Raw genomic sequence first — 25882 nt, 5'->3', positions numbered from 1 at the left:
ACCAGGAGCGCGCGCACAGGCGATCGTACCGACCCGACGGCACCGACCGCGAAACGGTCACCCTCGGTCGCCCGCCCCTCACTCCTCACCGCAGGCCTCCTCGAAGAAGTCGAGGTTCTCCTGGAGGGACTTCATCAGCCGCTCCCGCTCGCCCTCGTCCACCTGCACGGGTACGACGCCGGAGGCGCCGGTGAGCCTGCGGAAGCCGCCACGGCTCTCCAGCCGACCGTGCACGCGGACGGGGAGGCCGACGAGGTGGGCGTGGCCGGCGATGCGGTAGTCCTCCTCGTCCAGGGTGACGCGCAGGTGCGGGACGTCGGCGCCGGCGAGGACGCGCAGGCGTACGGTGCCCTCGCCGCCGGGACCGAAGCGGCGCATGCGGACGACGGCGCCGGTGACGCGGACCGGGACGGAGGGTTCCGCGCGCAGGTAGCGGGCGGCGGCCTCGCGGAGCGCGGGCAGGTCGCCGGGTGAGAACTCGACGGGTTCCGCGGAGGGGGCGCAGCCTTCCGGAACACCGGCGCCGGGCGCCCAGGCGACGGCGACGCGGGCGCCCTCGGTGCCGCGGACGAGCGCGCTGAGCGCCTCGGTCAGCTCACGGCTGACGCCGGCCTCGACGGCGCCGTCGAAGGCGTCCATGCCGCCGGTGGCCCGCCGGTAGTCGATGGCCTCGCGGGCGGCGTGGAGGGCCTGGTGGAGGCGGACGGCGAGGGGGCGGCCGGTGGGCACGGGGACGAAGGCGGTGAGGGCGCGGCCCTCGGTGACGGGGCCGACGAGGACCTCGTCCAGGAGGGCGGCGGCGGAGCGGCGGTGGCGGGCGCCGTGGTAGCCGGCACGCGCGCGTGTGGCGAGCGCGGCGGCGAACAGCGTCTGCCGGGCGGCGCCGCGCAGATGGTCGTCGGCGGTCCACGGGGCGGCGCCGGCGGGTCCGCTCGGGGTGTCGCGCCACCAGCGGATCTCGTCGCTGGGTACGGCGAGGGAGATCAGGACCTCGCGCGCGGAGGGGGCATGGCTGCGGGCGAGGGCGTCGAGGGCCTCGCCGAGCAGGTCGTCGCTGTCGGGGAAGGCGCGGTTCTCGGGGACGAGCAGGCTGGTCCCGGCGCCGCCCGGGCCCGGCGGGGTCCAGCGGCCGTAGCGCCCGGCCGCTCCGCCGCGCCGCTGCCAGCCGTGCCGGTGCAGCAGGGCGCCGAGTACGGCGGGGTCGACGTCGGCGGGCTGGGGCGGCCGGTTCCAGGGGAGGTCGTCGGGGTGCGGCCGGACCTGCCGTACCGGCTCGTCACAGGGACGGTTCCTCATGGTCTGCCTCCCGTCCCGACGCGCGTCATGATCTCGCAGAGCGCCCGGTCGTCGAAGATGCGTGAGGTCGGTATCCGCACGGTGGTCCGGTTGCGGCCGGTGACGGGGTGGCCGGCGAGGTTGATCCAGTAGCAGCAGTGCCTCAGGTCGAGGCGGTCGTGGCTGGCGCGCAGCCAGTCGCCCTGGGAGCGGGGCACGAGCATGACGACCAGGATTTTGTGGACCGAGACGGGGGTGCGGGCGAGTTTGCGCAGGTGGTCGTTGTCGAGGGTGAAGGAGAAGGAGCGCCCCGGAGGGTTCGGCGGGACCTGGTAGGTGGCCTTGAGCTGCACCTTGATCGTGACCTCGTCGTCGACGGTGTGTCCGGGCGCGCTGTGGCTGACGTGCCAGTCGATGCCGTTGTCCGGAAAGGGCTGGGACAGCGAGCAGCCGGCCGCGGCGGCGACCGCGTGCAGATAGCCGACCTGCAGTGTCTCCATGCAGGCGGTGGTGGCGAGCGAGCCGCGAAGGTGGCCCGGACGTTCGGGCAGCAGCCCGCCCCGCTCGGGCTGCGCTATGGCCATGACCAACAGCCTTCCAAGGCAAGGGTTTCCCCGCTGTGGGCCGCTGAACTGCAAAGACCCGTACTCCTGTTGTCTCCTCCCGGCGTACGTCGCAAACGGCCCGGGTATCACCAAACGGGCAGAAGACGGAACGTCACCTGCCGTGGGTGAACGAGGAGTTGGGTTGGGATGACGACCTGGTACGAAGGGCCGCTGGCCGCCTTCGACACGGAGACGACGGGCGTGGACGTCGAGACCGACCGGATCGTGTCGGCCGCCGTCGTCGTCCAGGACGCGCCGGGGACCCGGCCCCGGATCACCCGGTGGCTGGTGAACCCGGGTGTGCCGGTGCCGGAGGCGGCGACGGCGGTGCACGGGCTGACGGAGGAGCACCTGCAGCACAACGGGCGCTGGCCGGCCCCGGTGATGTACGAGATAGCCGAGCAGCTGGCCGAGCACGCGGCGCTGGGCCGGCCGCTGGTGGTGATGAACGCGCCGTTCGATCTGACGCTGCTGGACCGGGAGTTGCGCCGGCACCGGGCGTCGTCGCTGGACCGCTGGTTCGAGTCGGTGCCGCTCAGGGTGCTGGACCCGCGGGTGCTGGACAAGCATCTGGACCGGTACCGCAAGGGCCGGCGCACGCTGACGGACCTGTGCGCGCACTACGGCGTGACGCTGCAGGACGCGCATGACGCGGCGGCGGACGCGCTGGCCGCGATGGATGTCGTACGGGCGCTGGGCCGCCGGTTCGCGACCCGGCTGGAGCGGCTGTCCCCCGCCGACCTGCACACGCTGCAGGCGAACTGGCACGCGGCGCAGGCGCGGGGCTTGCAGGCGTGGTTCGCGCGCAGCGGCTCGGAGGAGGTCGTCAGCACGGAGTGGCCGCTCAGGCCGGAGCTGCCGGCGGCGGCGTGAGGGCTCGGCGGCATGAAGAAGGCCGGTCCGCGACGGCGGACCGGCCTTTCCCGGTGGGCGATACTGGGTTCGAACCAGTGACCTCTTCGGTGTGAACGAAGCGCTCTCCCACTGAGCTAATCGCCCGGGAACGCACTGAACAATACAGGTCCCGGCGGGGTTCCTTCAAACCGCTCGCAGGTGGCGCAGCAGTCCGCGCCGTCCGGCCCGCATCATCAGCCGGTGATTGAGGCGGAAGAGCGGCCGTCCCGGCAGGGCGAGCCGCCTGAGCAGGGGCTTGCGGACGCGGACCTCCTGGTCGTAGCGGGCGAGGGTGCCGGGGCCGCCGGGGGTGACCGTCCAGCGGGCCCAGCCGTCGATGTCGCCGGACAGGGTGACCTCCAGGACGCCGGCGGCCGGGTCCCGGCGGGTCTCCCGCACGGTGGACGTGAGGGCGTACGGCAGCGCGGACCGGATGGTGATCACGCCGGTGCCGTCGTCCCGCCGGGTCACCGCCCGCACCTGCGGCCACCAGCGGGGATAGTCCTCGGCCCGCTCCAGTGCCGCGTACACGGTGGCCGGCGGGGCGGGCAGGGGCCACACGCTGCGGAAGCGGTAGTGGTTCCAGTCCATGGGTCGAGTGTGGCGCGAAGAGGTGCGGAGATGTGAGTACGGGTACTCATGCGCGGGGCCATGGCCGGCGTCACACTGGGGGCGCGAGCGCCGCCGCCCGTGCAGCGGCGCTCCCCCAGTTCCGGTCAGGCCGGCATCGTGTCGCCGAGCAGGGCCAGGTTCTCGATGGCGGCGAGGCCGTAGAGGGCGGTGTCGTTGGTGGACACCCAGGCCGCCTCGCTCCCTTCGACCAGGGTGGCCGGTCCGGTCAGCTTCCCGGTCTTCCAGGGGGAGGACTCGGTGTAGCCGTCGGAGCCGTAGAACTTGGCCCAGGCCCGCCTGGCCAGGGCCGCGTCGCCGGTCTGGACGGCGGCGTAGGCGTCGAGACGCGAGTGGCCCTGGAAGAGCAGCAGGGTGCCGAAGTGGGAGCCGTAGCGTGCGGTCTGCTCGGCCTTGGTGGCGTTGAAGTAGCGGCAGTAGTCCAGGTAGGCCTCCTTGAACTTCGGCATGTCGACGAGGTGGATCAGCTCGGCGCACAGCTCGTTCAGCCCGAAGACGGCCGAGAGGTGGGAGACGGAGACCACCGGCTTGTCGGCGACGGCGAACTTCCCGGTGTCGAGGTCGTACAGGCCGCTGCCCTGGACGAAGCCGTTGGGCTGGGCGGCGATGCCCTCCATGGTGGACAGCACGCGCGCCTTGGCCTTCTCCCACTTGGGGCCCTTGCGTTCCCACTCGGTCAGCCAGGCCGACACCAGGCCGCTCCAGTCGGTGCCGAAGCCGATGGACAGGGCGTGCCGGTCGGGGGTGTAGGGGTCGGTGCGGACCTTGCGCTGCGGGTCGAGGACGAGGAAGGTCTCGTCGGAGTCGACGTTGGCGTGCATGAGGTCGCCGACGCGTTCGTCGGCGGTGAGGAAGTAGTAGAAGCGCCGGTACGTGGTGTTGGCGATGCGCTGCTGTTTGGCGCTGTCGGCGAAGTGCTGCACGCCGTGCCGGGTGCCGAGGCCGGCCCATTTCCCGAGGTGGTAGACGTCGACCTCGCCGGTGTGCCGGGTCATCGCCTCGGCGAAGCGGAAGATGTCGGACCGGCCGGAACGCAGGTACGCGTACCAGAGCCACAGGTCCGGCGAGAGTTCGGAGTTGTCCCAGGCGTAGCCGCCGATGTCGTACCGCCACACATGCCGGGCGGAGTCGTAGGTGTGCATGATGTCGCCGTAGTCCCAGAAGCCGTACCAGCGGCGCATCTCCACCTGGTCCTTGTAGTAGGTGAAGAGGAAGTCGAGGTGGTCCTCGATCTTCGCCTTGGCCGGGGTGGAGCGGTCCGGCTCGGCGTACAGGCCGGGGCCGAAGACCTTTGCCTTGATGAGCTGTCCGGGCGGGGCGGCGAGCTGGGGCAGCACCCGTACGGCTTCGGCCTGCCGGGCGAGGGTCTCGGCGGCCGGGGTGGAGTCGTTGGCCCAGAAGAGGAGTTCGGAGGTGCGGGCGATGCCGTAGGGGGTGCCGAACCCGGGCTCGTAGTCCTCGTAGGTGATGTTGAGGCCTTCGAGCTGTTCGGCGTAGGTGTCCTGGCCCATGCCGTCGTGGTAGAAGCGCAGGTCCATGGGCTGGGCCTCGGGCGACCAGAGCCAGAGGGTGACGGTGGCCTCGTCGGTGTGGGCGTCGCGGACGTCGAGCTGGGCGGGGAACTTCTCCCAGAAGTCCCGCAGGCCGAAGGAGAGGCCGCCGCTCGTGCCGCCGACGTAGCCGAAGCCGGAGGCCCGCCTGCCACCGCCGGCGGCGATCCAGCCGTGGCCCTTCTTGGTGCGCTTGCGCACGGTGAAGCCGTCGGCGGACAGCTGGGCGAGGGTGTAGTCGCCCCAGTGCGGGATGTACTGCAGGCGGGTCGTCACCCGCTGGTCCCAGGTGGCCGGGTCGGGCAGCTTCTTCCCCTCGTACTGCGCCGCCTGCACGGCGGCGCCGGGGTCGCGGCGCAGTCCGGTGATGCCCTGGACGGCCTCGCGGAGCAGGCCGGTGCCCTCGCCGCCGATGCGGATGTGCCGGTCGTAGGCCGCGTCGCGCATCGGGACGGTGAAGCGGACGCCGAGGCCGCGGATGAAGTCGCCGGATGCCTTGCCGGGTTCCTGGGTGCCGTCGTAGGTGATGGTGTGCACCATGCGGAAGGAGTCGGAGCCGGCGTAGAAGTAGAGGCGGAGGGAGAACGGCAGCCAGCCGAGTTCGCCCCTGCGGTGCTTGCCGTCGACACGGACGACGGCCCGGACCGGGCCGTCCTGTTCGACGGTGACCTCAAAGACCGCGCCGTCGAACCGCTCGGTCCTGACCGTGCCCTGGTCCTCGTCCTCGATCTCGGGCTGCCGGATCAGGACGAGCCTGCCGTTCCTGGCGATCTCCGTGGAGCCGCGGGTGACGGACTTGACGATCGTGGATCCGTTCTTGCCGATCTTCGCGGTGATGACGCCGGTGGAGACGTCGACGGTGCCGCCGCTTGTGTCGACGGTCACCTTCTTCGCGGGTTCGGCGGGGGTGCCCGCGGCGAGCGTGAGCTTCCCGCTGCCGGAACTGACCGCGTGGGCCGTCCACTTGAGGGAGCCGTCGGGCCAGTAGGCGAGCGGCCAGGTCTGGACGGGGACGGCCTTGCCGTCGGCGGCCGTGACGGCGAAGGTCTGGTCCTCCTGGTGGGCGCCCATGGGCCAGGGCACGCCGACGGTGGCGCCGGGGGCCGCGCCGAGGCCGCCGTCCTCCAGCCAGTCCAGGGTCACCGGGTCGGCGCCGTCACCGGCGGCTCCGGGTGCGGCCTCGGCGCTCCTGGTCCCCAGGGCCCAGTTGAACGGGGCGGCGGCTCCGGCGACGGCGGCGGCCTTGAGGAGGGACCTGCGGGGGATGGGAGACATGGGAGTGGCGGCCTTCCTTCCGTACGGGTACTGATCAGGGGCATGACAGGGAGGGGTACGGTGCTCAGGGCATCGGCCTTGAGTGACGGGCGCCGCGGGCTCAGCGGCGCCGGTACCGCTCCTCGACGGCGACGGCCGCCGCGGCGACGGCCCCCAGCACGGGAACCGCGAGCGGGGCGATGAGCAGGGCGGACGTACAGGTCAGGACGGCTCCGCCGACGAGCAGGAAGGAGCCGGCGGGGTCCCGGACGGTACGCCGCCCGGCATCGGCGAACAGCACCCGCCAGCGCTCCCCCGGCGCCCAGACCGCCGCCGCCCGCAGCCCGGCCACGGCCAGCCCGAGCAGCGCGAACAGTCCTACGGCCCCGGCCGGCGGGCCGCCGGGCAGTCCGGCCCGCACCGCCTGGACGTCCACCCGGGCGAGCAGCGCGGCGGCCCACCCGGCGACACCGACCGCCCACCCCCCGCGCAGCGCGGACCGGAAGTCGGCGGTGAACTCCCGCCACCCGCCGCCCTGCTGGGCCGTACGGCGGCGCAGGTGCCGGGCGCCGGCGGCGAACGCGGCCGGGTAGGTGACGACCCCGAGGCAGGCCACCGCGATCCACACCCCGGTCAGCAGGCATTCGGCGAAGATCCCGAACCGCTCCGCGACCAGGGACTCCCTGTGCGGCTTCACCCGTGCTTCGGCCATGGCTCAGCCCTTCAGTCCGGACGTCGCCATGCCGTCGATGAGATAGCGCTGGAAGGCGAGGAAGAACAGCAGCACCGGCAGCAGCGCGACCAGGGACATGGCGATCATGCCGCCGTAGTTCGCGGCCACGCCGTCGGAGTCGCGGAACATCATCAGGCCCAGGGACACGGTGTACTTGCCGGGCTCGTTGAGGTAGATCAGCGGGCCCATGAAGTCGTTCCAGGCGTTGATGAAGGTGAAGATCGCGCTGGTGATGAGCGCGGGCCGGCACAGCGGCAGCACGACCGACCAGTAGATGCGCAGGTGTCCGCAGCCGTCGAGACGGGCGGCCTCGTCCAGTTCACGGGGCAGGTTCCGCATGAACTGCACCATCAGGAAGACGAAGAAGGCCTCGGTGGCGAGGTACTTGCCGATCAGCAGCGGCACATAGGTGTTGACCAGCTCCAGCTTCTGGAACATCACGTACTGCGGGATGAGCAGCACGTGGTACGGCAGCAGGAGCGTGCCGATCATGAGGGAGAACAGCAGGTTGCGCCCGGCGAACCGGATGCGCGCGAAGGCGTACGCGGTCAGCGAGCAGGAGATCAGGACGCCGACGACCGCACCGCCCGCGTAGAAGAGCGAGTTCTGGAAGAACGTCCAGATCGAGATGTCCGCGATGCCGTCGGCGAGACCCTTGAAGTTGGACAGGATCGGCCGGGAGGGGAACAGCGTGAGGCTGTTGATGATGCCCTTGCTCGGCTTGAAGGAGGCGCCGATCACCCAGACGACCGGGTAGAGGATGACGGCCAGGATCAGCAGGGCACCGAGGTGCCAGGCGAGGGAGCCGGTGCGCCGGCGGGTCGGCGCGGACGGCTTGGTGGTGGTCGGTGGGGGTACCCCCGGCTGGAGCGGAGCCGGGAGACGGGGGGAGCTCATCGGGCGCCCTCCTCGTAGTGCACCCACTTCTTCTGGGACCAGAAGAGGACGGCCGTCACCAGGGCCACGGCGAGCAGCAGCATCCAGGCCATGGCGGAGGCGAAGCCCATCTGGGAGTTCTTGAAGCCCTGCTGGTACAGGTAGCAGGTGTAGACGAGCGTGGCGTCGGCCGGTCCGCAGTAGGTGTTGGAGACGACGTAGGCGGAGCCGAAGATCTGGAAGGAGTGGATGGTCTCCAGCAGCACGTTGAAGAAGAGCACCGGGGAGATCATCGGCAGGGTGATGTTCCAGAACTTCCTGAAGGGCCCGGCGCCGTCCATCTCGGCCGCCTCGTACAGCTCCCCGGGCACCTGCTTGAGCCCGGCCAGGAAGATGACCATGGGCGCCCCGAACTGCCACACGGTCAGCGCGACCAGGCAGTACAGCACCCAGTCGGCGTTGCCGACCCAGCCGCCGACGTGGAAGCCGAGGAAGGTCTGCGTACGGTCCACGATCGCTCCGTCGGAGAACAGGGACCGCCAGACGAAGCCGACCGAGACGCTCGCGCCGATGAGCGAGGGGGCGTAGAAGGCGGCCCGGTAGAAGGCCTGGCCGCGGCGGCTCTGGGCGAGGAGCAGGGCGACGCCGAGGGCGAGCAGCAGCTTCAGCGGGGTGCCGATGACGACGTACTTGGCCGTCACCTCCACCGACTTCTGCCATCTCGGGTCGTCGAACATCTTGGTGAAGTTGTCGAACCCGACCCACTTCGGGGTGGTGAAGAGGTTGTAGTCGGTGAACGCGAAGTACAGCGAGGCGGTCATCGGGCCCGCGGTCAGCAGCAGGAAGCCGGCGATCCACGGGGACATGAAGAGGTAGCCGGCGAGGTTCTCCCGCCGCCGGCCCGGCCGCCCCGTCCTCGCGGTGGCGGCCGAGCGTGCCGCGCGGGTCGCGGGCACCGAGTCCTTGACGAGCGTCACGGCGGTTCCCCTCAGGCCTGGAAGGCGGCCTCGGCCTCGGTGAAGAACTGCTTCACCGCGTCCGCGACCTTCGCCTTGCCCTGTCCGAGGTCACCGCCGATGCGCAGGAAGGCGGCCTCGATGGTGTCGGCACCGGAGGGGTGCGGGGTGATCGTGCCGAGGACACCGGACTTGGCGGTGTCCTGCTCGTACCGCGCGATCTCCTTGTTGATGGCGTCGGTCGGCTTGTAGGCCTCGTACTGCTCGGTGCTCGCGAGGATGCCCCGGTCGTAGCCCATGATCTTGCCGACCCTGGGGTCGTGGACCATGAAGTCGATGAACCGCGCCACCTCCTTCGGGTGGGAGGTGCGGGCGGAGGCGCTGAGCATGAGGGAGGCGAGGTACTGGCCGGTGTGCTTGCCGTCGGTGGTGGGGATCGGCGCGAGACCGTACGCGCTGTCGCCCTCCGCCGAGTAGCGGACGGTGAAGTTGTCCCAGGTGAACTCCGAGGCGCCGTGCCCGGCGGAGAGCGAGGACTTGGGCTGGTCCTGCGAGACGACCTTCGGGTCGGTGACGTGACCGGCCTTGACCCGGTTGTAGCCGTCGGTCCACCACTCCGTCAGATCGGCCTTGTCGAAGCCGAGTCCGTCGTCGGTGAAGAACGCCTTGCCGTTCTGGCGGAGGTAGAGGTCGTACAGGTACATGATGGTGAAGTAGCCGGTGTCCCCGGGGATCTTCGTCTTGTCGTGGACGGTCTTCAGGGCCTTGAAGTACTCGTCCCAGGTCCAGCCGGGCCGCGGCTCGACGCCCGCCTTCCGGAAGACCTTCTTGTCGATGACGAGCGCCATGGTGTTGGAGCCGACGGGAACGCCGAGCTGCTTGCCGTCGACCTCGCCGACCTTCGTGACACCCTCGCGGAAGTGATCCAGGCTCAGATTTCCGGCCTGCACCTGTGACTTCAGATCGAGGAGAATTCCCCGCTTGTCGTACTTCCTAAGGAATGTGACGGCGTTTTGGAAAACGTCCGGGGGATTTCCGCCGGCGGCCTGCGTCTGGAACTTCTCCCAGAAGGACTGGTACGTCTGGAAGTCCGTCTTGACCTTGATCTTCGGGTACTTCTCCTCGAAGAGCGCGATGCTCTGGTTGATCTTCTTGGCCCGCTCCTCGGCACCCCACCAGGAGTAACGGATCGTCACCGTCCCGTTCCCGGAGCCGCTGTCGCCTCCGCACCCCGTCGTCGCGGCGAGCCCCAGCGTGGCCGCCGACGCCCCGGCCGCCTTCAGGATCGTACGCCTGTCAAGATTCCTGGTTCCCACAGTCGGGCCCTCCCCGCAGCAGCGTCGCCGCACACCGCATGAATCGTTTCAAGCAAGCGCTTGCTGGCACAAGGTACGGAGGGGCCCGGGGTGCGTCAATGATTCGGACAGGATTTCTTGCGGGCGGCCGGGGCGACGGGTCGGCCTGCCGGCCGTTTCCCCTGGTGAGGGGAAGGGTGACCGACAGGCCGACGGAGGGGTCGGACAGGCGGGGCCGATCGGGACGAGAGACGGAAGATCCGTGAGACTGGGACGGATCGGGCTGACAGGCGCAGATCCGCGAGGCGGGGCGCCGACCAGGCCGGCAGGCGACAGACCGGCGAGGCGGGGGCCGATCTGGCCCGCAGGTCGCAGACCGGGGAGGCGGGGACCCATCTGGCCCGCAGGTCGCAGACCGGGGAGGCGGGGACCCATCTGGCCCGCAGGTCGCAGACGGGCAACGCGGGCGGCGACCGGGCCCACAGGGCACAGACCCGCGAGGCGGAGGACTACCAGACCCACAGGCCCCCCACCAGCCAGACCGGGGACCGACCAGACCCACAAGCCACCCACCAGCCAGACCGGGGACCGACCAGACCCACAAGCCACCCACCCGCCAGACCGGACCGGTCAGGCCGGCAGGGACGTGAGCCAGTCGAGCAGGATCCGGTTCGTCTCGTCCGGGCGTTCCTGCTGGACGAAGTGCCCGCATCCGTCCAGGATGTGCGAGCCGAGCAGCCCCGGCAGGGTCTCGGGGAAGGCCTTCAGGGCGCCGGCCAGCCAGGCGAGGGAGGCGTCCCGCTCACCCCCGATGAACAGCGACGGCTGCGTGATCGGGGCGCCCGCGTGATCGGCCAGGTCCGCCCAGTCCCGGTCCATATTGCGGTACCGGTTCAGGGCCCCGGTCATCCCGGTCCGCTCGAACTCCCCGGCGTACACATCGAGGTCCCGCTCCCCCAGCCAGGACGGCAGTACGCCGACCGGGAAACGGTCACGCAGTGTGCCGCCGGGGCTGACGAAGTACGGGGCGGGAGCGCCCGGCTCGGGCATGGTGTCGGCGGACAGGGCCGCGTAGAAACCGGCGAGCCACCCACGCACATCGGGCTCGATCTCGGCCTCCGCGCGGCCCGGCCGCTGGAAGTACGAGACGTAGAACTCTTCCCCGGCGCCATCCCCGGCGCCATCCCGGGCCCCGTCCCCGGTCCCGCCCCCCGCCATCGCCGCGAAGACCTCGCTGGGCCGCGGGCCACCCGGCGGGGTGTACGGCACGCTCAGCAGACCCACGGCCCGGAACACGTCCGGCCTGGTCAGTGCCGATACGGCGGCGATCGAGGCGCCCCAGTCGTGCCCGACGACCACCGCGGGCCCCTCACCCAGCGCCTCCACCACGGCGACGTTGTCCGCGACCAGGTCCAGCATCCGGTACGCGTCCACGGACGCCGGCTTGGACGAACGGCCGTAACCACGCACGTCGATCGCCACCGCCCGGTAACCGGCGGCGGCGAGCACCGGCAACTGGTGACGCCAGGTGTACCAGGACTCCGGGAAGCCGTGCAGGAGCAGCACGAGGGGGCCGTGGCCGCCCTGTTGCACGGCGTGGGTGCGGCCCGCCGGGGTGGGGAGGAGGTGGTGGGTGGGGGCAGCGGTGCCCGAAGTGCCGGCGGGGGCGGAGCGGGGAGTGCCGGCGGGAGCGACGGGGACGACCGTGGGGGCGGTGCCGGGAGCCCCGGTGGAGGCGGCAGAGGCGGCGCTGGGAGCCCCGGAGGAGGTGGCCGGGGCGGCACCGGGGGTGGTGGGCTGCATGGGTCCTCCTGGTGGTGTGCCTACGTGGGCCGAAGCTGCGGTGCAGGTGGTGCCACCCCCACCCCGGGCCCGTCACACCCGGCGGGCCGGTGAGGGCCGGGCGGACGTCGGCGCCGGGCGCGCGTGGCCCGGGGGGCGGGCCGCCGGTCGTGACGGTGTGGCCGGGCGGCCCGGTGTGCGACGGCCGGCGCCCGGGCCGTCGGTCGGGGTGCCTCTCGATGATCCGGTGGGCGGCCCGGCGGGCACGAGGGTTGTTGCCGGTTCGGCAAAACGCGACGGTGCGGGAGCCCTGGGCCCGCCCGCTCGCACCGCCCGCCGACAGGGCGCGCATACGCCGACGGCCCACCTGCTGGTCGCAGATGGGCCGTCGGTCCGGGTGGGCGATACTGGGTTCGAACCAGTGACCTCTTCGGTGTGAACGAAGCGCTCTCCCACTGAGCTAATCGCCCGGGCGCAGGAAGAACATTACCGCATGTCAGGGGGTGCGTCCGACCGGGGCCGGGCGGCGGGTGCCGCCGGCCGGCGAAGCCGCGTCACTGGTCCTTGATCTTCCACGGCATGACGAGGCCGAACTTCCACAGGTAGATCCCGGCGAGCACGCCGATGATCACCAGTCCGGTCACGGTCAGTGTGATGTTGCGGCGGCGCACCTTGGGGTCGAGGGCACGGTGGGCCGCTTCGGTGATCTTGCGTTTGGTCCAGCGGAGCACGAGCTGGGCCCAGACGAACTCGGTCGCCCAGATGGCCATGCCTCCGAAGATCACCACCCAGCCGGGCCCGGGCAGCGGCAGCATGATGATCCCCGCGCCGACCACCGCGAGGCCGACCACGAAGACCCCTACCTGCCAGCTCAGGTGCAGGAGCCGGCGGGCCTTGACGAATTCCGGCGCCCGTGAGCCGAGCCCGCGCTCGGCCTCGTGCCCGGTCTCCTGCCCGGCCTCCGGCCGGCCCGTCCTCGCCTTGTCCGCTGCCACGGCGACCTCGCCCGGATCGTCACTCCCCGTATTCATACAGACAAACCCTACCCGAGTGAATCCGGTCACTGGAATGGTCGTAGGTCTGGTACGAGTTCTCGGCCGGAAGAGTTACGTAAACACACGCAAAACCCTCAGAGGGGTTTACAACGGCACCGTAGGTGGCATGTCGATTTCGCCGACGTGCGAATCCCCGAGCGCACACTGAGCGAAAGGCCCTGGCGCTTATGAACACCACGGTCAGCTGCGAGCTGCACCTGCGCCTCGTTGTGTCGAGCGAGTCCTCCCTGCCTGTCCCCGCAGGCCTGCGGTACGACACGGCCGACCCCTACGCCGTGCACGCCACCTTCCACACCGGAGCCGAGGAGACCGTCGAGTGGGTGTTCGCCCGCGACCTCCTCGCCGAGGGGCTTCACCGGCCCACCGGCACCGGCGACGTCCGCGTCTGGCCATCCCGCAGCCATGGTCAGGGCGTCGTGTGCATCGCCCTCAGCTCCCCGGAGGGGGAGGCGCTGCTCGAGGCCCCGGCGCGGGCCCTTGAGTCCTTCCTGAAGCGAACCGACGCCGCCGTGCCGCCCGGCACGGAACACCGGCACTTCGACCTGGATCAGGAGCTCTCGCACATCCTGGCGGAGAGCTAGGTCGCGGCCCCTCCAAGCAGCCCGGCGCCGTCCACTCGGGGAGACGGCTCGGGCCAAGACAACCGCATACGGCACAGGCAGGCGCCGTCACCGTGAGCGTCACGGAGGCGGCGTCGGGCTGTGCGCGTCCGGCTGCCCTCCGTGTACGTCCGACCGCGTTCCGTCCGGACGGCGTGCCCTGGGAACCCCTCGGGGGATCGGCGGCGTTCTACCGGCGAGCGAGAGGTCGGGCACACACGGGTGCGGTGGGCGCGGTTGTCGCTACCATCGGCCAGCATCGGCGGGCGCCCGCCCGACCCCCCAGGCCAGGGAGCGAAACGTGCTGATCACCCACGACACCCGGTGCGCCCTCGACACCGTGGTGGATCTGGTGAACACCGCGCCGGAGGAAGATGCGGCGGCGGACGGACTGCCCGATGTCCCGGCTCTCACGGATTTCGTACGAAACCACAAGATGAGCGATGTCGGCGTGCTCTCGGAGTTCGACCTCTCCGCGGTGCGCAGGGTCCGGGCGCGGTTCGCGGCGATCTTCGCGGCGCCTGACGCCCGGTCCGCGGCCATGATGATCAACGAACTGGTCGCCGCCGCGGGCACCACCCCCCGTCTGACCGACCACGACGGCTATGACTGGCATGTGCACTACTTCGCACCGGGCGCCTCCGTGGCCGACCATCTCGCCGCGGACTGCGGGATGGCACTCGCCTTCTTCGTCGTGGCCGGCGAGCAGGAACGGCTGCGGCGCTGCGAGGCACCGGACTGCCGGCGGGCCTTCGTGGACCTGTCCCGCAACCGCTCGCGCCGCTACTGCGACAGCCGCACCTGCGGCAACCGGCTGCACGTCGCCGCCTACCGGGCCCGGCGCAAGGAGGCGACGGGCTGAGGAGGAGGCGGGCCGAGGTGTCCTGCGCCCGCCCCGGTGCGACGTCGGTCCCGGCGGGTGGCGCCGGGACGGACGTGTACGGCTCACAGCAACAGCAGGTCGTGCAGCGCGGCCATGAGCAGCAGACACCCGATCACCGCAAGGAAGATCATCAGCGGTGGCTGGGAAAGGGCGAAGAGGCATCCGCGCGGCTCGTCCTTCGGCGGCGCGGCCTCGCTCTGTTGCGTGTCCAGCATCTCGCGGCCGATGATGGCGCACTCGACGGGCCGCCCGCGATCAAGGCTCACGGATCTTGCGGGAGTTCGCCGAATACCGTGAGGTCTCGTTCGGCTCGTGAACGATTCCGGACGTCCGCGGACCCACTGTGTCGTTTCAGCGAGTCATGTGACTGTCATATGCCGTGCTTCTTCAAGATGGCCTCGATGTCGCTGAAGTCCTCGGCGGAGTCGGCGGCCCGGGGCGCGCCGGCGGGCGGTCCGGCCGTGGGGCGCGCCGTGGGCCGGGACGCCTCCCCCAGGGACGGCGCCGAAGCCGCGGGCGCCACCGCGTCCCGCTCGGCCGCCTCGCGCCCGGCGACTCCGCGCCGTCGCTCCACGGCGCGCGTTCCGGCGAACAGCAGCCAGGCCGCGCCCAGCACTCCGAAGCCCGCCCAGGCGGTGGGGCTCAGGGCGGTGTCGGCGAGCCAGCCGACGACTCCGGTCATGACCAGGCCGACCGGCACCAGCGAGTAGGCCGCGAGGCGGGCCGCCGCCAGGAAACGCTTGCGGTAGGCCGTGACCACCGCGATACCCAGGCCCGCCGCGGACACGGCGGAGCAGACTGTCTCGGCAATCATCCGTCCTCCTGGCGGGCTCGTGCGTCGCTTCCATCGTGCACCGCCCGGTCCCCGCGATGCCATGCCCCGGCCGGACATCAGGGACATCTCCGGGTCCCCTCCTACGGGAGTGCCGGTCCAGGTCACAGCCCGGAGGGCCGGTCCCCGCCCCCACGGGCCGGCCCAGGTCCCGATTGGGTCGCCCGGGCCCGGCCTGGAAGACTGGTGGGCATGAGCGACTCCTCCCCCGCACGCACCGAAGCCCTCGTCCTCGACGTCTGGTGCGAACTGCAGTGCCCCGACTGCCGCACCGCCCTGGACGACGTCCGCGCCCTGCGCGCCCGCTACGGCGACCGGCTGGAGCTGCGGCTGCGGCACTTCCCGCTGGAGAAGCACAAGCACGCCTTCGCCGCCGCCCAGGCCGCGGAGGAGGCGCTGGAACAGGGCAAGGGCTGGCCGTACGTGGAGGCCGTGCTGGAGCGGGTGGCGGAGCTGGACCGTGAGGGAGAGCCCTTCCTGGTCGAGGTGGCCCGGGAACTCGGCCTGGACGCGGAGGAGTTCGACACCGCGTTGATCGACGGCCGGCACATCCTGGCCGTCGACGCCGACCAGGCCGAGGGCAAGGCGATCGGTGTGACGGGCACCCCGACGTACGTCATCGGCGGCGAGCGCCTCGACGGCGGCAAGAGCCAGGAGGGCCTGCGCGAACGTATCGAGGAGATCGCGGACCGGCTGCTGGCCGACCGGGAGGCCTGACCGAGGGCAGGGGCCAGGGTCCGGGGCGGCTGCGAGGGGTCAGCGGCACGCGCACCGTCACTCCACGGCACGCAGCGGGGGCGCGGGCCCGTGCACTCCTACAGCAGGGGCTTGCTCAGGGAATGGGTCACCGTCTCGTAGCCGAGTGACGCGTACAGCCGCTCGGCCGGGGTGTTGCCCGCGAACACGTTGAGGCCGAGGACCGTCCGGCCGGCCTCGATCGCCTGGCGTTCCGCCAGCAGCATGAGCGTACGGCCGTGTCCTCGGCCGCGGTGGGCGGCGTCGGTCTCCACGTCGAACACGAACGCCTTGGTGTCCTCCAGGGCCAGCCAGAGGGTGCCCACCCGGGCGCCCTCGTGCTCCAGCACGCTGAAGAGCACGCCCTCGGTCGCGAGCCCGTGCGGGAGCAGCCGCGCGTGGTCGTCGCGGGCCTTCGTCCGGGCCGCGGCCTCGGGGATGCCCCGCCCGATCCACCCTCGCGCGTACCGTTCGCTCTCCGCCTCCTGCCAGGCGGCGAACTCGGCCTCGGTCATGGGGCGCGCGTGGCTGCCCGGCGGCAGCGCGGGCGGGGTGACGCCGAGGCGCTTCTCCATGCCGCGGTTGCGCACCGTGTAGCCGAGGGCGCCGAACAGGCGCAGCGCGGCGTCCGCCGTGGCGGGCACCACCGCCTCGATCTGTACGCAGCCCCAGCCCCGGGCCACCTCCTCCGCGGCGAGCGCGGCCACGGTACCCCGGCCGCGCCGCCGGTCGGGCTCGGCGATCCGCAGGTCGATGACGCGGGACACCGAGGCACCGAGGGACGGCGAGGTGCCGAGGTGGATCTCGCCGACGGGACGGCTGTTGACGCACACGGCGTAGCGGCGGGAACGCGTTCCGTCGGGGTGCTGCTGGAGCGGCTCGGCCGGCCGCAGGGTCGTGGTCATCACAGGTGTTCTACCCAGGAGGACCGCCCGCGTCAGCCCGTTTTCCGGCTCAGGGATCCAGGTCGCGCCCGGCCCGGTCGTCGAAGACGCGCATGGCCTCGGCGGTCACCGGGCCCCCGGTGCCGGGCAGTTCGCGGTCGCCGATCTGGTGCAGGGCCTGTACGTCCCGCAGGGTGGAGGTCAGGAAGACCTCGTCGGCGCGCTGGAGGACGTCCAGTGGCAGGTCGGTCTCCTTGGCGCCGACCCATTCGATGACCAGGGCCCGGGTGATGCCGGACAGACAGCCGGAGGTGACCGGCGGGGTGTGGATCTCGCCGTCCAGGACGACGAAGACGTTGGACCCGGTGCCCTCGCAGAGCTGTCCGACCGTGTTGCCGAACAGTGCCTCGGAGGCGCCGTGTTGATGGGCGCGGGCCAGGGCGACGACGTTCTCCGCGTACGAGGTGCTCTTCACGCCGGCGAGAGCACCGCGTTCGTTGCGGGTCCACGGGACGGTGATCGCCGCCGTGGAGTCCGGGCGGCGGCTGGTCTCACCGACGGCGACCACGAGGGTCGGACCCTGTTCGCCGCGGTCGGAGCCGAGCGGGCCGTGGCCGCCGGTGTAGGTGATCCGCAGCCGGCCCAGCGGCACCGGGTCCGCCTCCAGCACGGCCGTGCAGGCGCGGCGCACCTCGTCGTGGTCGGGGTCGGGCAGGCCGAGGCTGCGGGCCGAGCGGGTCAGCCGGTCCAGGTGCCGGGTGAGCGCGAACGGCGCGCCGTGGACCGCCTTGACGGTCTCGAAGACGCCGTCACCGACGGTCAGCCCGTGGTCGAGGACGGAGATCCTCGCGGATTCCAGGTCCCGCAGCTCGCCGTCCAGCCAGATCCTCACAGGAGCGCCCCCTCGGTCTCGTCGTACGCCCCCGACGCTACCGCGAGCAGCCGGGACGCCTTCAGCTCGGTCTCGCGCCACTCCCCCTCCGGGTCGGACCCCCAGGTGATGCCCGCTCCGGTGCCGAAGCGCAGGGCGCCCGCGGCGCGGTCGATCCAGAAGGTGCGAATGCCCACGGCCAGCTCGGCGGTGCCCCGGTCGGCGTCCACCCAGCCGATGCCGCCGCAGTACGGGCCGCGCGGTGCCGTCTCCAGCGCCTCGATGATCGTCAGGGCGCTGGACTTGGGGGCGCCGGTGACGGAACCGGGCGGGAAGGCCGCGGCCAGCAGCTCCGGCCAGCCGGCGTCCTCCCGCAGCTCGCCGCGGACGGTGGAGACGAGGTGGACGAGCCCCGGGTGCTTCTCCACGGCGCACAGGTCGGGGACGGTCACGCTGCCGGTCCGGCAGACGCGGCCGATGTCGTTGCGGACCAGGTCCACGATCATCACGTTCTCGGCGTAGTCCTTCTCCAGGAGGTCCGCCTCGGTGCGCCCGGTGCCCTTGATCGGCCCCGACTCGACCGTACGTCCGGCCCGGCGCAGGAACAGCTCGGGCGAGGCGGTGGCGATCTCCACGCCGTGCTCCGGCAGCCGGACCGTTCCCGCGTACGGCGCCGGGTTGCCGCGGGCCAGGAGTGCGGTGAGGGCGTCCACGTCGGCGCCGGGGCCGACCGGCGCGCTGAGCACCCGGCAGAGATTGGCCTGGTAGACCTCGCCGGCCGCGATGTACTCGCGGATGCGGTGGACGGCCGCCGTGTACGCGGCGCGGTCCAGGGAAGAGGTCCAGTCCCCCGGCTGCGGGCCCCGCCATCCGCCGGGCACCGGCGCGGGCACCGGCTCCTCGCGCACGTCCGCGAAGCGTGCGCAGGTCAAGCGGCCCTCGAAGTCCGCGCAGACGGCCCAGAAGCCGGTGGAGTCCAGGGCGGCCGGATCGCTGGTGACGTCGAGGAGGCCGGTGGCGACGCGGTCGCCGAAGCGGGCCAGCGGGGGGAGTCCGGATGGGTGGTGGAGCACGTGGTCGAGTCTAGGGCGGGTGTCCGGGAGGTGGCTCCGGGATGTCCCGGAGGGGGCCCTGACCACGGGGTCCGTCGGGTGCACCGCAGCACGCTGCGCAAACGCGTTTTTGTGCTGGCCCGGGAATCCGCTAGAGTTCAACACGTCGCCGGGACGTGGAAGCGGACCGAAACGACAAGCGGACGTAGCTCAGTTGGTAGAGCGCAACCTTGCCAAGGTTGAGGTCGCGAGTTCGAGCCTCGTCGTCCGCTCGAAGGAGAAGGGGTCGTCCCGATCCCCTTACACTCCTGGTGGAGTGGCCGAGAGGCGAGGCAACGGCCTGCAAAGCCGTCTACACGGGTTCAAATCCCGTCTCCACCTCCAAGGACGATTAGCTCAGCGGGAGAGCGCTTCCCTGACACGGAAGAGGTCACTGGTTCAATCCCAGTATCGTCCACTGGATCTCCGGATCCTGGGTCTTCTCGAAGATCCCACCCGCGCGATTAGCTCAGCGGGAGAGCGCTTCCCTGACACGGAAGAGGTCACTGGTTCAATCCCAGTATCGCGCACTGACTGTGACTCACGGGTCACAGCCCGCGGACGATTAGCTCAGCGGGAGAGCGCTTCCCTGACACGGAAGAGGTCACTGGTTCAATCCCAGTATCGTCCACAGCAAGGAGCCCCCGGCCGTCTCGTACGGCCGGGGGCTCCTGCGCGTGCTCAGCTGGAGAAGAGCATGTGGCCGAAGCTCTTGTGGCGGTGGTGGCCGTAGTGACCGTGACCGCCGTGGCCGCCCTGCGGCGCGCCCCAGGCGGGCGCGGGCGGGGCCGCCGGGTAGGCCTGCGGGGCGGCGGGCGGGGGCGGCGGGGCCGGCTGCGCCCACTGGGCCTCCAGGCGGGTCAGCGCCTCCAGCTCGCCGTAGTCGAGGAATATGCCGCGACAGCCGCTGCACTGCTCGATCTGGACGCCGTTGCGGTTGTAGGTGTGCATCGGCGCATGGCACTTCGGACACTGCATGCTCGGCTCAACTCCTCGCCGGTCGGTCCTGCTTCGTGTTTCCCCAGGACAGACTCCGTCCGGCCCCGGGCGGTTGCAGCCTAGTCCGGGAATCCGGGCGCGGGCCGAGGGGGACCCGGAAGGCCGGTGGGGACGGACGGCATGCGCGCGCAGGCGTCCACCACGGCCTGTTCCACCTCGTCCAGCGGGCGGTCCGCGGCGAGCGCCTTGGTGACCGCCAGGGCGGCCGTCTGCACGGTGAGCGCGCGGGCCGGGACGTCCAGGGCGGTCCAGGGGTCGCCGTCCGCGGGTACGGCCGGGCCGCCGGCCTGCCGGTAGGCGGTCAGGAAGCGGGTCCACTCGTCGGGCGGGAGGAGTCCGCAGGCGTACCAGGCGGCGGGGCGGGCGAGGTCCCAGGCCGGGACGCCGGCACCGAGGTCGTCCACGTCGATCAGCTTCCAGGGGCCGTCCGGTGCCGGGTGCCGGACGAGCTGGCCGAGGTGCAGGTCGCCGTGGCAGAGGGCCGACGGGCCGGGCATCGGCGCGTTCGCGCGGGCCCAGGCGGGCAGGGCGGCCCAGGCGTCCAGGACGGGACGGGCGGCTGTGTGCGCGGCTGCGCCGGGTGTGGTGCGCAGGGTCGCCTGGAGGCGGCCGAGCGCCCGGGCCGCTTTGGCGGGGCCACGCATCGGGGGGAGGCCGGCGGGGACGGGGGTGCGGTGCAGGCGGGCCAGGAGGGTGGCGGCGGCCTCCCAGGGAGCGGCGTCCGGATCGTCCGGGTCCACGGGGACGCCGTACGGCCAGAAGGTGACCGGACGGTCGTGCAGGGTGGCCGTGTCCGGGGTGAGCGGGGGCAGGAGCAGCTCGGGGAGGCGGGCGGCCGTGGTGACGCGGAGCGCGAGCGCGGCGGGGTCCGTGTCCGGGGCGTGGGCCTTGGCGACGGTGGCGTCGTGGCGGACGACGGTGGCGTCCCGGCGGTCGGCGAGGGGGGTGCTGGGGCAGGTGCAGGGGGTGGAGGGGGTACGGGCGTGAGCGGCGGCCCTGGCGTGGGCGGCCAGCGCGGACATGAGGGCGGGGTTGTCGGTGTCGGTGCCGGTGTCCGTGTCTGCGGTCAAGGGGGCCTCGGGCGGGGTGGGGTGTTGGGGCGAGGGTACTGGGGCCGGACGGCGGGGGTTCACTCACCGGCGCCGCGGCGCTGCCGCCGGCCTCCGGGTGGGGTCGCTCACCCCTGCCGACGGGGGGGGAGCGCTGCCGCCCGCCTGAGGCCGGGTTGCTCACCCGCGCCGGCCGAGTGCGGCGCGCCGGCGCCGGCCGGGGGTTGGATCGCTCACCCGCGCCGGCGGGGGTACCTCCCCCAAAGGGGGACCGCCCGCCGGCAGGGTGCCTCCCCCCAGAGGGGGGTACCCCAGCCGACCCGTGCCGCCCCAGCGGCACGGCTGCCCGCAGCCAAGTGGGCGCGCGGACCTGTGCGAACCGTCCCCACGGGCCCGCGGCCGGCATACGGCCCGCCGGGCGGCGGCGCTGACGAAACGGCCAATGCCGGCGCAGCTCCCCAGCTGCGCCGGCATTTGTGCCGTCCGCCGTACCCCCGTCCCCACGGGGTTTCATGGATGGATGTCCCCGCCCGGACCGCTCTTCCGGGCCTGGGGGTCGCCGCTCAGCGCCCCAGCATCGCACCCACGGACGACGCCTGTGTGGCCACCGTCTCCCAGCCGTCGAAGACGAGCAGGAGCAGGGCCGCCAGGGGAAGGGCCATGAGCGTCGCCACCAGGGGGTGGCGGCGGCCCGTCCGGCGGGGGGCGAACGCCGTGCGTCGCGGTGCCGTGTAGGCCATGGTCCCTCTCCTGACCGTTTCGGTTGTCGTCGGCAGCGGCGGGTGTCTGACCTCGGGGGACGAGTGCTGCACCCGCCGCTTGACCTAAATCTAGGCGCGCGGCGTCCACCGGGCGTCATGCCCGCGTACCGATTGCCGGGCCTCCATGAGGATGAGCCATGAGGTGCGACGTACTCCCGTGGGTGGAGACGGAGGCCGGTGTCTCGGGGTCTTCCCGGAGGGGTAACCCACTCTGTCCCGTTATTTCCGACGCACTCTATGGGGTGAGTTGAGTGACTTCGATCACTCCCGTCCGGGTCGGCGTGGATGCCGGAGGTGGATGGAGATCCGGGGCGCGGGCACGGCCACGGGTCGCCGCCGACCACGGGCCGGTCGGCGTACGGACCCTTGCGCCGCAGCCCAGCGGGACGTCAACCTCCCTGCCACTGCGACCGGTTGAGGTCTCCGGCGACGCGAAGTCGGCGTGGGCTCGAGCTTCCTGACCCCGTTTCACCTCCCCCGGACGGCCGACACAATCCATCGGGCCCGGAGGGCGCGGCCTCTGCGCGCAGGCGGCCGTGGAAACGTAAGCTGTGCCACGTCACAGGGACCGGGCAGCGGGGATGAACATGGCGATGATGCGCCTGAGGCGCGAGGACCCGCGCGTCGTCGGCTCGTTCAGGCTTCACCGACGGCTCGGCGCGGGCGGGATGGGCGTGGTCTATCTCGGCTCCGACAAGAAGGGGCAGCGGGTCGCCCTGAAGGTGATCCGGCCCGATCTCGCGGAGGACCAGGAGTTCCGGTCGCGGTTCGCGCGCGAGGTGTCGGCGGCCCGGCGGATCCGGGGCGGGTGCACGGCCCGGCTGGTCGCCGCGGACCTGGAGGCCGAGCGGCCCTGGTTCGCCACCCAGTACGTACCGGGCCCCTCCCTGCACGACAAGGTCGCCGAGGAGGGCGCTCTCGGCGCGGCGGACACGGCGGCGATCGGCGCGGCCCTGTCCGAGGGGCTGGTCGCCGTGCACGAGGCCGGCGTCGTCCACCGGGACCTGAAGCCCTCCAACATCCTGCTGTCCCCGAAGGGGCCGCGGATCATCGACTTCGGCATCGCCTGGGCCACCGGCGCCTCGACGCTCACCCACGTGGGCACCGCCGTCGGCTCCCCCGGCTTCCTCGCCCCGGAGCAGGTCCGCGGCGCGGCGGTCACCCCGGCCACCGACGTCTTCTCGCTGGGCGCGACCCTGGCGTACGCCTCGACCGGCGACTCGCCCTTCGGACACGGCAGTTCCGAGGTGATGCTGTACCGGGTGGTGCACGAGGAGCCGCAGCTGCACGGCGTACCGGACGCGCTGGCCCCGCTGATCCGGGCCTGCCTGGCGAAGGACCCCGACGAGCGGCCCAGCACGCTCCAGTTGTCGCTGCGGCTGAAGGAGATCGCCGCCCGGGAGGCGCAGGGCCTGGACGGCGTACGGCCGCCCGCGCCGCGTGCCGCCGAGGCGGACCGGCCCACCGGGCGGCTCGCCGACACCTACCCCGAGCAGCAGCGCACCCAGCGGCGCGCCTCCCCCGGTACGCCGCTGCCGCGCGGCGGCACTCCCGCCCGGGGCGGTGCGCCTTCCGGGTCCTCCAGGGGCGGGGTGCCGTCCCTCGGCGGAGCGTCCTCGCGCGGCGGGGTGCCCTCACGCGGTGGCAGCGGTGCGCGCGGTGGCGGCTCCTCCGCCCGCCCGGGTACGGCGCGTCCCACCCCGGTGCCGCGTGGCGGCGGCCCGCGCTCCGGTGGCGGCCGGCCCGCTCAGCGCGGCGGTTCCGGTCGGCCGGGGCAGCGCCCGGCGGGGGGCCTACGGCGGCCTGCCAATCCGCGGCTGCTGCGGCAGCGGCTGTTCGTGTTCGTGGTGGTGACACTGCTCGTGGCACTCGGGATCGCGGTGGCCCAGGGCTGCCAGGGCCCGGCGCGCGGGCTCGGCGACGACGGCGTCTCCCCGCAGCGGCACACCCGGCCGAGCCACTCGCCGCTGGGCGAGGCAACGTTCGTACCGAACCCGAACGAGTCGGCTGTGAGTCGCGACGCCGGTAACTGAGGGCGTGTCCGGAAGGGTTCGGCGGGCGGGGGTACGTCCGGTCAGGACTCCGGTCGGCCCGTGGCGACCGCGTAGAAGGCCACCGCCGCCGCCGCGCCCACATTGAGCGAGTCGACGCCGTGGGACATCGGGATGCGGACCCACTCGTCGGCGGCGACCAGCGCCTGCGTGGACAGCCCGTCGCCCTCGGCACCGAGCATGAGCGCCACCCGGTCCATCCTGTGCGGGGCGGCCTCGTCCAGGGTGCGGGCCTTCTCGTCCGGGGTGAGCGCGAGCAGGGTGAAACCGGCCTCGCGGACCGAGTCCAGGCCCTTCGGCCAGGTTTCCAGCCGGGCGTACGGCACCGAGAACACCGCGCCCATGGAGACCTTGACGCTGCGCCGGTACAACGGGTCGGCGCAGTCGGGCGACAGCAGCACCGCGTCCATGCCGAGGGCCGCCGCCGAGCGGAAGATGGCGCCGATGTTGGTGTGGTCGTTCACCGACTCCATGACCACCACGCGGCGGGCGGTGCGGAGCAGTTCGCCGGCCGTCGGCAGCGGCTTGCGCTGCATGGAGGCGAGGGCGCCGCGGTGCACGTGGTATCCGGTGACCCGTTCGGCGAGTTCGGGGCTGACGGCGTAGACCGGGGCCGGGAGTTCGTCGATGACGTCGCGCATGACGTCGATCCACTTGGCCGAGAGCAGCATCGACCGCATCTCGTAGCCGGCTTCCTTGGCCCTGCGGATGACCTTCTCGCCCTCGGCGATGAACAGGCCCTCGGCGGGCTCGCGCTTGCGGCGCAGCTCGACGTCGGTCAGGCCCGTGTAGTCGCTCAGGCGCGGGTCGTCGGGATCCTCGACGGTGATGAGATCGGCCACAGGGTGATACTGCCTTGTCCTGGGTGTGGTGCCAACGGCTGGGAAGGGATGTGTTACCCCGGGTTACGCGTGATCAGGCCAAGGTCACGCCGAAGGCGCGGGCCCGACCCGCACCACCTCGCCGACGACGATGACCGCCGGGGGCTTCACGTCCTCCGCGCGGACCGTCTCGGCGACCGTGGCGAGGGTGGCGTCCACGCGCCGCTGCGCGGCCGTCGTCCCCTCCTGCACCAGGGCGACCGGCGTCTCGGGCGCCCTGCCGTGCGCGACGAGCGTCTCGGCGATCTTCCCGATCTTGTCGACGCCCATCAGGATCACCAGGGTGCCGGTGAGCTTGGCCAGCGAGGGCCAGTCGACCAGCGAGCGCTCGTCGTCGGGCGCCACATGGCCGCTGACCACGGTGAACTCATGGGCCACCCCCCGGTGCGTGACCGGGATACCGGCCGCGCCCGGCACCGAGATCGAACTGGAGATGCCGGGGACGACCGTGCACGGGATGCCGGCCTCGGCGAGCGCCTGGACCTCCTCCATGCCCCGGCCGAAGACGAACGGGTCGCCGCCCTTGAGCCGGACGACCGCCTTGCCCTGCCTGGCGTGCTCGATGAGCGCGTTGTTGATGGCCTCCTGGGCCATGTACCGGCCGTACGGGATCTTCGCCGCGTCGATCACCTCGACGTGCGACGGCAGTTCGGCGAGCAGGTCGCGCGGGCCGAGCCGGTCGGCGATGACGACGTCCGCCTCGGCGAGCAGGCGCCGGCCGCGGACCGTGATCAGGTCCGGGTCACCGGGGCCGCCGCCGACCAGGGCCACGCCGGGGGTGCGGGTGCGGTGGTGCGGGGCGACGAGGGTGCCGTCGCGCAGGCCCTCGACGACCGCGTCCCGGATGGCCGCGGTGTGCCGGGGGTCGCGGCCCCGCGCGTGCGTGGTGAGTACGGCGACGGTGACGCCCTCGCTGTGGCCGGTCGCCGGGGTCCACGCGGTCGCCCGGTCGGCGTCGTCGGAGCGGACGCACCAGACGCGGTGGCGCTCCGCTTCGGCGGAGGCGGCCACGTTCGCCGCGGGGTCGCTGGTGGCGATGAGGGCGTACCAGGCCTCGGCGAGGTCGCCGTCCTCGTAGCCGCGCCGCACCCAGGTGATCTCGCCCGCGTCCGCCATGGCCTCGACCGAGGGGGTCGCCTCCGGGGAGACGAGGACGATGTCCGCGCCGGACGCGATGAGCGCCGGAAGGCGGCGCTGGGCGACCTGGCCGCCGCCGAGGACGACCACGCGACGGCCGGAGAGGCGGAGGCCTACGGGGTAGGCGGGGTGTTCGGCCATGAGGGGCGGCTCCTCGTGCAGCTGTGCGATGGGCGCGCTGCACCTTCGGAGCGGCCCTGACGT

25 protein-coding genes and 7 tRNA genes are annotated in these 25882 nt (G+C 72.3%); 10 read left to right on the top strand and 22 right to left on the bottom strand.

From position 1 onward, the window contains the following. Nucleotides 1-78: 78 nt before the first annotated feature. Both AB0L21_RS31295 and AB0L21_RS31290 read right to left on the bottom strand, forming a co-directional pair. Nucleotides 79-1296, bottom strand: coding sequence for a hypothetical protein (locus AB0L21_RS31295; RefSeq protein WP_365787834.1), 1218 nt, complete (start codon nucleotides 1294-1296; stop codon nucleotides 79-81). Beyond that, nucleotides 1293-1859, bottom strand: coding sequence for a DUF4365 domain-containing protein (locus AB0L21_RS31290; protein ID WP_365704836.1), 567 nt, complete (start codon nucleotides 1857-1859; stop codon nucleotides 1293-1295). The genes AB0L21_RS31295 and AB0L21_RS31290 overlap by 4 nt, the downstream gene beginning before the upstream one ends. Nucleotides 1860-2027: 168 nt before the next feature. Between AB0L21_RS31290 and AB0L21_RS31285 the strand changes: the two genes are divergently transcribed. Beyond that, nucleotides 2028-2753: a 3'-5' exonuclease gene (locus AB0L21_RS31285; RefSeq protein WP_365787832.1), complete on the top strand. Its 726-nt coding sequence runs from the start codon at nucleotides 2028-2030 to the stop codon at nucleotides 2751-2753. A gap of 54 nt (nucleotides 2754-2807) precedes the next feature. Here AB0L21_RS31285 and AB0L21_RS31280 read toward each other — a convergent pair. The 10 genes from AB0L21_RS31280 to AB0L21_RS31235 form a co-directional block, all read right to left on the bottom strand. Beyond that, nucleotides 2808-2879, bottom strand: a tRNA-Val gene (locus AB0L21_RS31280). 39 nt (nucleotides 2880-2918) lie between these two features. Beyond that, on the bottom strand, nucleotides 2919-3365 hold the full coding sequence (locus tag AB0L21_RS31275; protein WP_365704840.1) for an SRPBCC family protein: 447 nt from the start codon (nucleotides 3363-3365) through the stop codon (nucleotides 2919-2921). Between the two features lie 125 nt (nucleotides 3366-3490). Further along, nucleotides 3491-6229 (bottom strand): Tat pathway signal sequence domain protein, encoded by a 2739-nt coding sequence (locus AB0L21_RS31270; protein ID WP_365787830.1) that lies wholly within the window; start codon nucleotides 6227-6229, stop codon nucleotides 3491-3493. A gap of 100 nt (nucleotides 6230-6329) precedes the next feature. Then, nucleotides 6330-6920 (bottom strand): hypothetical protein, encoded by a 591-nt coding sequence (locus AB0L21_RS31265; protein ID WP_365787828.1) that lies wholly within the window; start codon nucleotides 6918-6920, stop codon nucleotides 6330-6332. Between the two features lie 3 nt (nucleotides 6921-6923). Further along, nucleotides 6924-7838, bottom strand: coding sequence for a carbohydrate ABC transporter permease (locus tag AB0L21_RS31260; protein ID WP_365704846.1), 915 nt, complete (start codon nucleotides 7836-7838; stop codon nucleotides 6924-6926). Then, on the bottom strand, nucleotides 7835-8794 hold the full coding sequence (locus AB0L21_RS31255; protein WP_365704848.1) for a sugar ABC transporter permease: 960 nt from the start codon (nucleotides 8792-8794) through the stop codon (nucleotides 7835-7837). The genes AB0L21_RS31260 and AB0L21_RS31255 overlap by 4 nt, the downstream gene beginning before the upstream one ends. 11 nt (nucleotides 8795-8805) lie before the next feature. Continuing rightward, nucleotides 8806-10089 carry a substrate-binding domain-containing protein gene (locus tag AB0L21_RS31250; RefSeq protein WP_365704850.1) on the bottom strand — a complete coding sequence of 428 codons (1284 nt, stop codon included), beginning with the start codon at nucleotides 10087-10089 and terminating at the stop codon, nucleotides 8806-8808. Nucleotides 10090-10698: 609 nt separating this feature from the next. Continuing rightward, nucleotides 10699-11871: an alpha/beta hydrolase gene (locus AB0L21_RS31245; RefSeq protein ID WP_365787826.1), complete on the bottom strand. Its 1173-nt coding sequence runs from the start codon at nucleotides 11869-11871 to the stop codon at nucleotides 10699-10701. Between the two features lie 377 nt (nucleotides 11872-12248). After that, nucleotides 12249-12320: transfer RNA gene (locus tag AB0L21_RS31240), tRNA-Val, on the bottom strand. 84 nt (nucleotides 12321-12404) lie between these two features. Next, nucleotides 12405-12881, bottom strand: a complete 477-nt coding sequence (locus tag AB0L21_RS31235) for a TIGR02611 family protein (protein ID WP_365787824.1) — start codon at nucleotides 12879-12881, stop codon at nucleotides 12405-12407. A gap of 191 nt (nucleotides 12882-13072) precedes the next feature. On the opposite strand from AB0L21_RS31235, the gene AB0L21_RS31230 reads away from it, so the two are divergent. Together AB0L21_RS31230 and AB0L21_RS31225 are read left to right on the top strand one after the other, a co-directional pair. Then, on the top strand, nucleotides 13073-13486 hold the full coding sequence (locus tag AB0L21_RS31230) for an SsgA family sporulation/cell division regulator (RefSeq protein WP_004002642.1): 414 nt from the start codon (nucleotides 13073-13075) through the stop codon (nucleotides 13484-13486). A 319-nt stretch (nucleotides 13487-13805) separates the two neighbouring features. After that, the gene (locus AB0L21_RS31225) at nucleotides 13806-14366 is read left to right on the top strand and encodes a CGNR zinc finger domain-containing protein (RefSeq protein ID WP_365787822.1); all 561 of its coding nucleotides are present in this window, start codon (nucleotides 13806-13808) and stop codon (nucleotides 14364-14366) included. An 83-nt stretch (nucleotides 14367-14449) separates the two neighbouring features. Here AB0L21_RS31225 and AB0L21_RS31220 read toward each other — a convergent pair whose 3' ends face one another. Together AB0L21_RS31220 and AB0L21_RS31215 are read right to left on the bottom strand one after the other, a co-directional pair. After that, nucleotides 14450-14653, bottom strand: a complete 204-nt coding sequence (locus tag AB0L21_RS31220) for a hypothetical protein (RefSeq protein ID WP_365704909.1) — start codon at nucleotides 14651-14653, stop codon at nucleotides 14450-14452. Nucleotides 14654-14757: 104 nt separating this feature from the next. Further along, nucleotides 14758-15201, bottom strand: coding sequence for a hypothetical protein (locus AB0L21_RS31215; RefSeq protein ID WP_365704858.1), 444 nt, complete (start codon nucleotides 15199-15201; stop codon nucleotides 14758-14760). Between the two features lie 210 nt (nucleotides 15202-15411). On the opposite strand from AB0L21_RS31215, the gene AB0L21_RS31210 reads away from it, so the two are divergent. Further along, the gene (locus AB0L21_RS31210) at nucleotides 15412-15936 is read left to right on the top strand and encodes a DsbA family protein (protein WP_365704860.1); all 525 of its coding nucleotides are present in this window, start codon (nucleotides 15412-15414) and stop codon (nucleotides 15934-15936) included. A 98-nt stretch (nucleotides 15937-16034) separates the two neighbouring features. On the opposite strand, the gene AB0L21_RS31205 is transcribed toward AB0L21_RS31210, so the two are convergent. From AB0L21_RS31205 to AB0L21_RS31195, 3 genes are read right to left on the bottom strand one after another with little or no spacing between them, the layout of a single operon-like run. Then, nucleotides 16035-16859 (bottom strand): GNAT family N-acetyltransferase, encoded by an 825-nt coding sequence (locus tag AB0L21_RS31205; RefSeq protein WP_365704862.1) that lies wholly within the window; start codon nucleotides 16857-16859, stop codon nucleotides 16035-16037. Nucleotides 16860-16908: 49 nt separating this feature from the next. Continuing rightward, nucleotides 16909-17730: an aminodeoxychorismate lyase gene (locus AB0L21_RS31200; protein ID WP_365787820.1), complete on the bottom strand. Its 822-nt coding sequence runs from the start codon at nucleotides 17728-17730 to the stop codon at nucleotides 16909-16911. Next, the gene (locus tag AB0L21_RS31195; RefSeq protein WP_365787818.1) at nucleotides 17727-18782 is read right to left on the bottom strand and encodes a chorismate-binding protein; all 1056 of its coding nucleotides are present in this window, start codon (nucleotides 18780-18782) and stop codon (nucleotides 17727-17729) included. The genes AB0L21_RS31200 and AB0L21_RS31195 overlap by 4 nt, the downstream gene beginning before the upstream one ends. Nucleotides 18783-18960: 178 nt before the next feature. On the opposite strand from AB0L21_RS31195, the gene AB0L21_RS31190 reads away from it, so the two are divergent. The 5 genes from AB0L21_RS31190 (at nucleotide 18961) to AB0L21_RS31170 (ending at nucleotide 19431) form a co-directional block, all read left to right on the top strand. After that, nucleotides 18961-19033 (top strand) — tRNA-Gly (locus AB0L21_RS31190). Between the two features lie 38 nt (nucleotides 19034-19071). Then, nucleotides 19072-19145: transfer RNA gene (locus tag AB0L21_RS31185), tRNA-Cys, on the top strand. A gap of 1 nt (nucleotide 19146) precedes the next feature. Beyond that, a tRNA-Val gene (locus tag AB0L21_RS31180) sits at nucleotides 19147-19218 on the top strand. Nucleotides 19219-19258: 40 nt separating this feature from the next. Then, nucleotides 19259-19330 (top strand) — tRNA-Val (locus AB0L21_RS31175). A gap of 29 nt (nucleotides 19331-19359) precedes the next feature. Then, nucleotides 19360-19431, top strand: a tRNA-Val gene (locus tag AB0L21_RS31170). Between the two features lie 50 nt (nucleotides 19432-19481). Here the strand turns inward: AB0L21_RS31170 and AB0L21_RS31165 are convergent. The 3 genes from AB0L21_RS31165 to AB0L21_RS31155 form a co-directional block, all read right to left on the bottom strand. Then, nucleotides 19482-19778, bottom strand: a complete 297-nt coding sequence (locus AB0L21_RS31165; protein ID WP_365704868.1) for a zf-TFIIB domain-containing protein — start codon at nucleotides 19776-19778, stop codon at nucleotides 19482-19484. A gap of 80 nt (nucleotides 19779-19858) precedes the next feature. Then, nucleotides 19859-20821 carry an aminoglycoside phosphotransferase family protein gene (locus AB0L21_RS31160; RefSeq protein WP_365787866.1) on the bottom strand — a complete coding sequence of 321 codons (963 nt, stop codon included), beginning with the start codon at nucleotides 20819-20821 and terminating at the stop codon, nucleotides 19859-19861. A gap of 590 nt (nucleotides 20822-21411) precedes the next feature. Continuing rightward, nucleotides 21412-21588: a hypothetical protein gene (locus AB0L21_RS31155; protein WP_030654904.1), complete on the bottom strand. Its 177-nt coding sequence runs from the start codon at nucleotides 21586-21588 to the stop codon at nucleotides 21412-21414. A 602-nt stretch (nucleotides 21589-22190) separates the two neighbouring features. Between AB0L21_RS31155 and AB0L21_RS31150 the strand changes: the two genes are divergently transcribed. Continuing rightward, nucleotides 22191-23642: a serine/threonine-protein kinase gene (locus tag AB0L21_RS31150; RefSeq protein WP_365787816.1), complete on the top strand. Its 1452-nt coding sequence runs from the start codon at nucleotides 22191-22193 to the stop codon at nucleotides 23640-23642. Nucleotides 23643-23683: 41 nt separating this feature from the next. On the opposite strand, the gene AB0L21_RS31145 is transcribed toward AB0L21_RS31150, so the two are convergent. Both AB0L21_RS31145 and cobA read right to left on the bottom strand, forming a co-directional pair. Beyond that, nucleotides 23684-24502, bottom strand: a complete 819-nt coding sequence (locus AB0L21_RS31145) for an RNA methyltransferase (RefSeq protein ID WP_365704872.1) — start codon at nucleotides 24500-24502, stop codon at nucleotides 23684-23686. 84 nt (nucleotides 24503-24586) lie between these two features. Next, entirely contained in the window at nucleotides 24587-25819 is a 1233-nt protein-coding gene (gene cobA, locus AB0L21_RS31140; RefSeq protein ID WP_365704874.1) for a uroporphyrinogen-III C-methyltransferase, read from the bottom strand. Between the last annotated feature and the right edge of the window lie 63 nt (nucleotides 25820-25882).

This window comes from Streptomyces sp. NPDC052721 (genome assembly GCF_040678315.1).
Classification (GTDB): Bacteria; Actinomycetota; Actinomycetes; order Streptomycetales; family Streptomycetaceae; genus Streptomyces.
The sequence above is the reverse complement of the archived record's forward strand: the minus strand, read 5'-3'. Positions and strand labels throughout refer to the sequence as shown.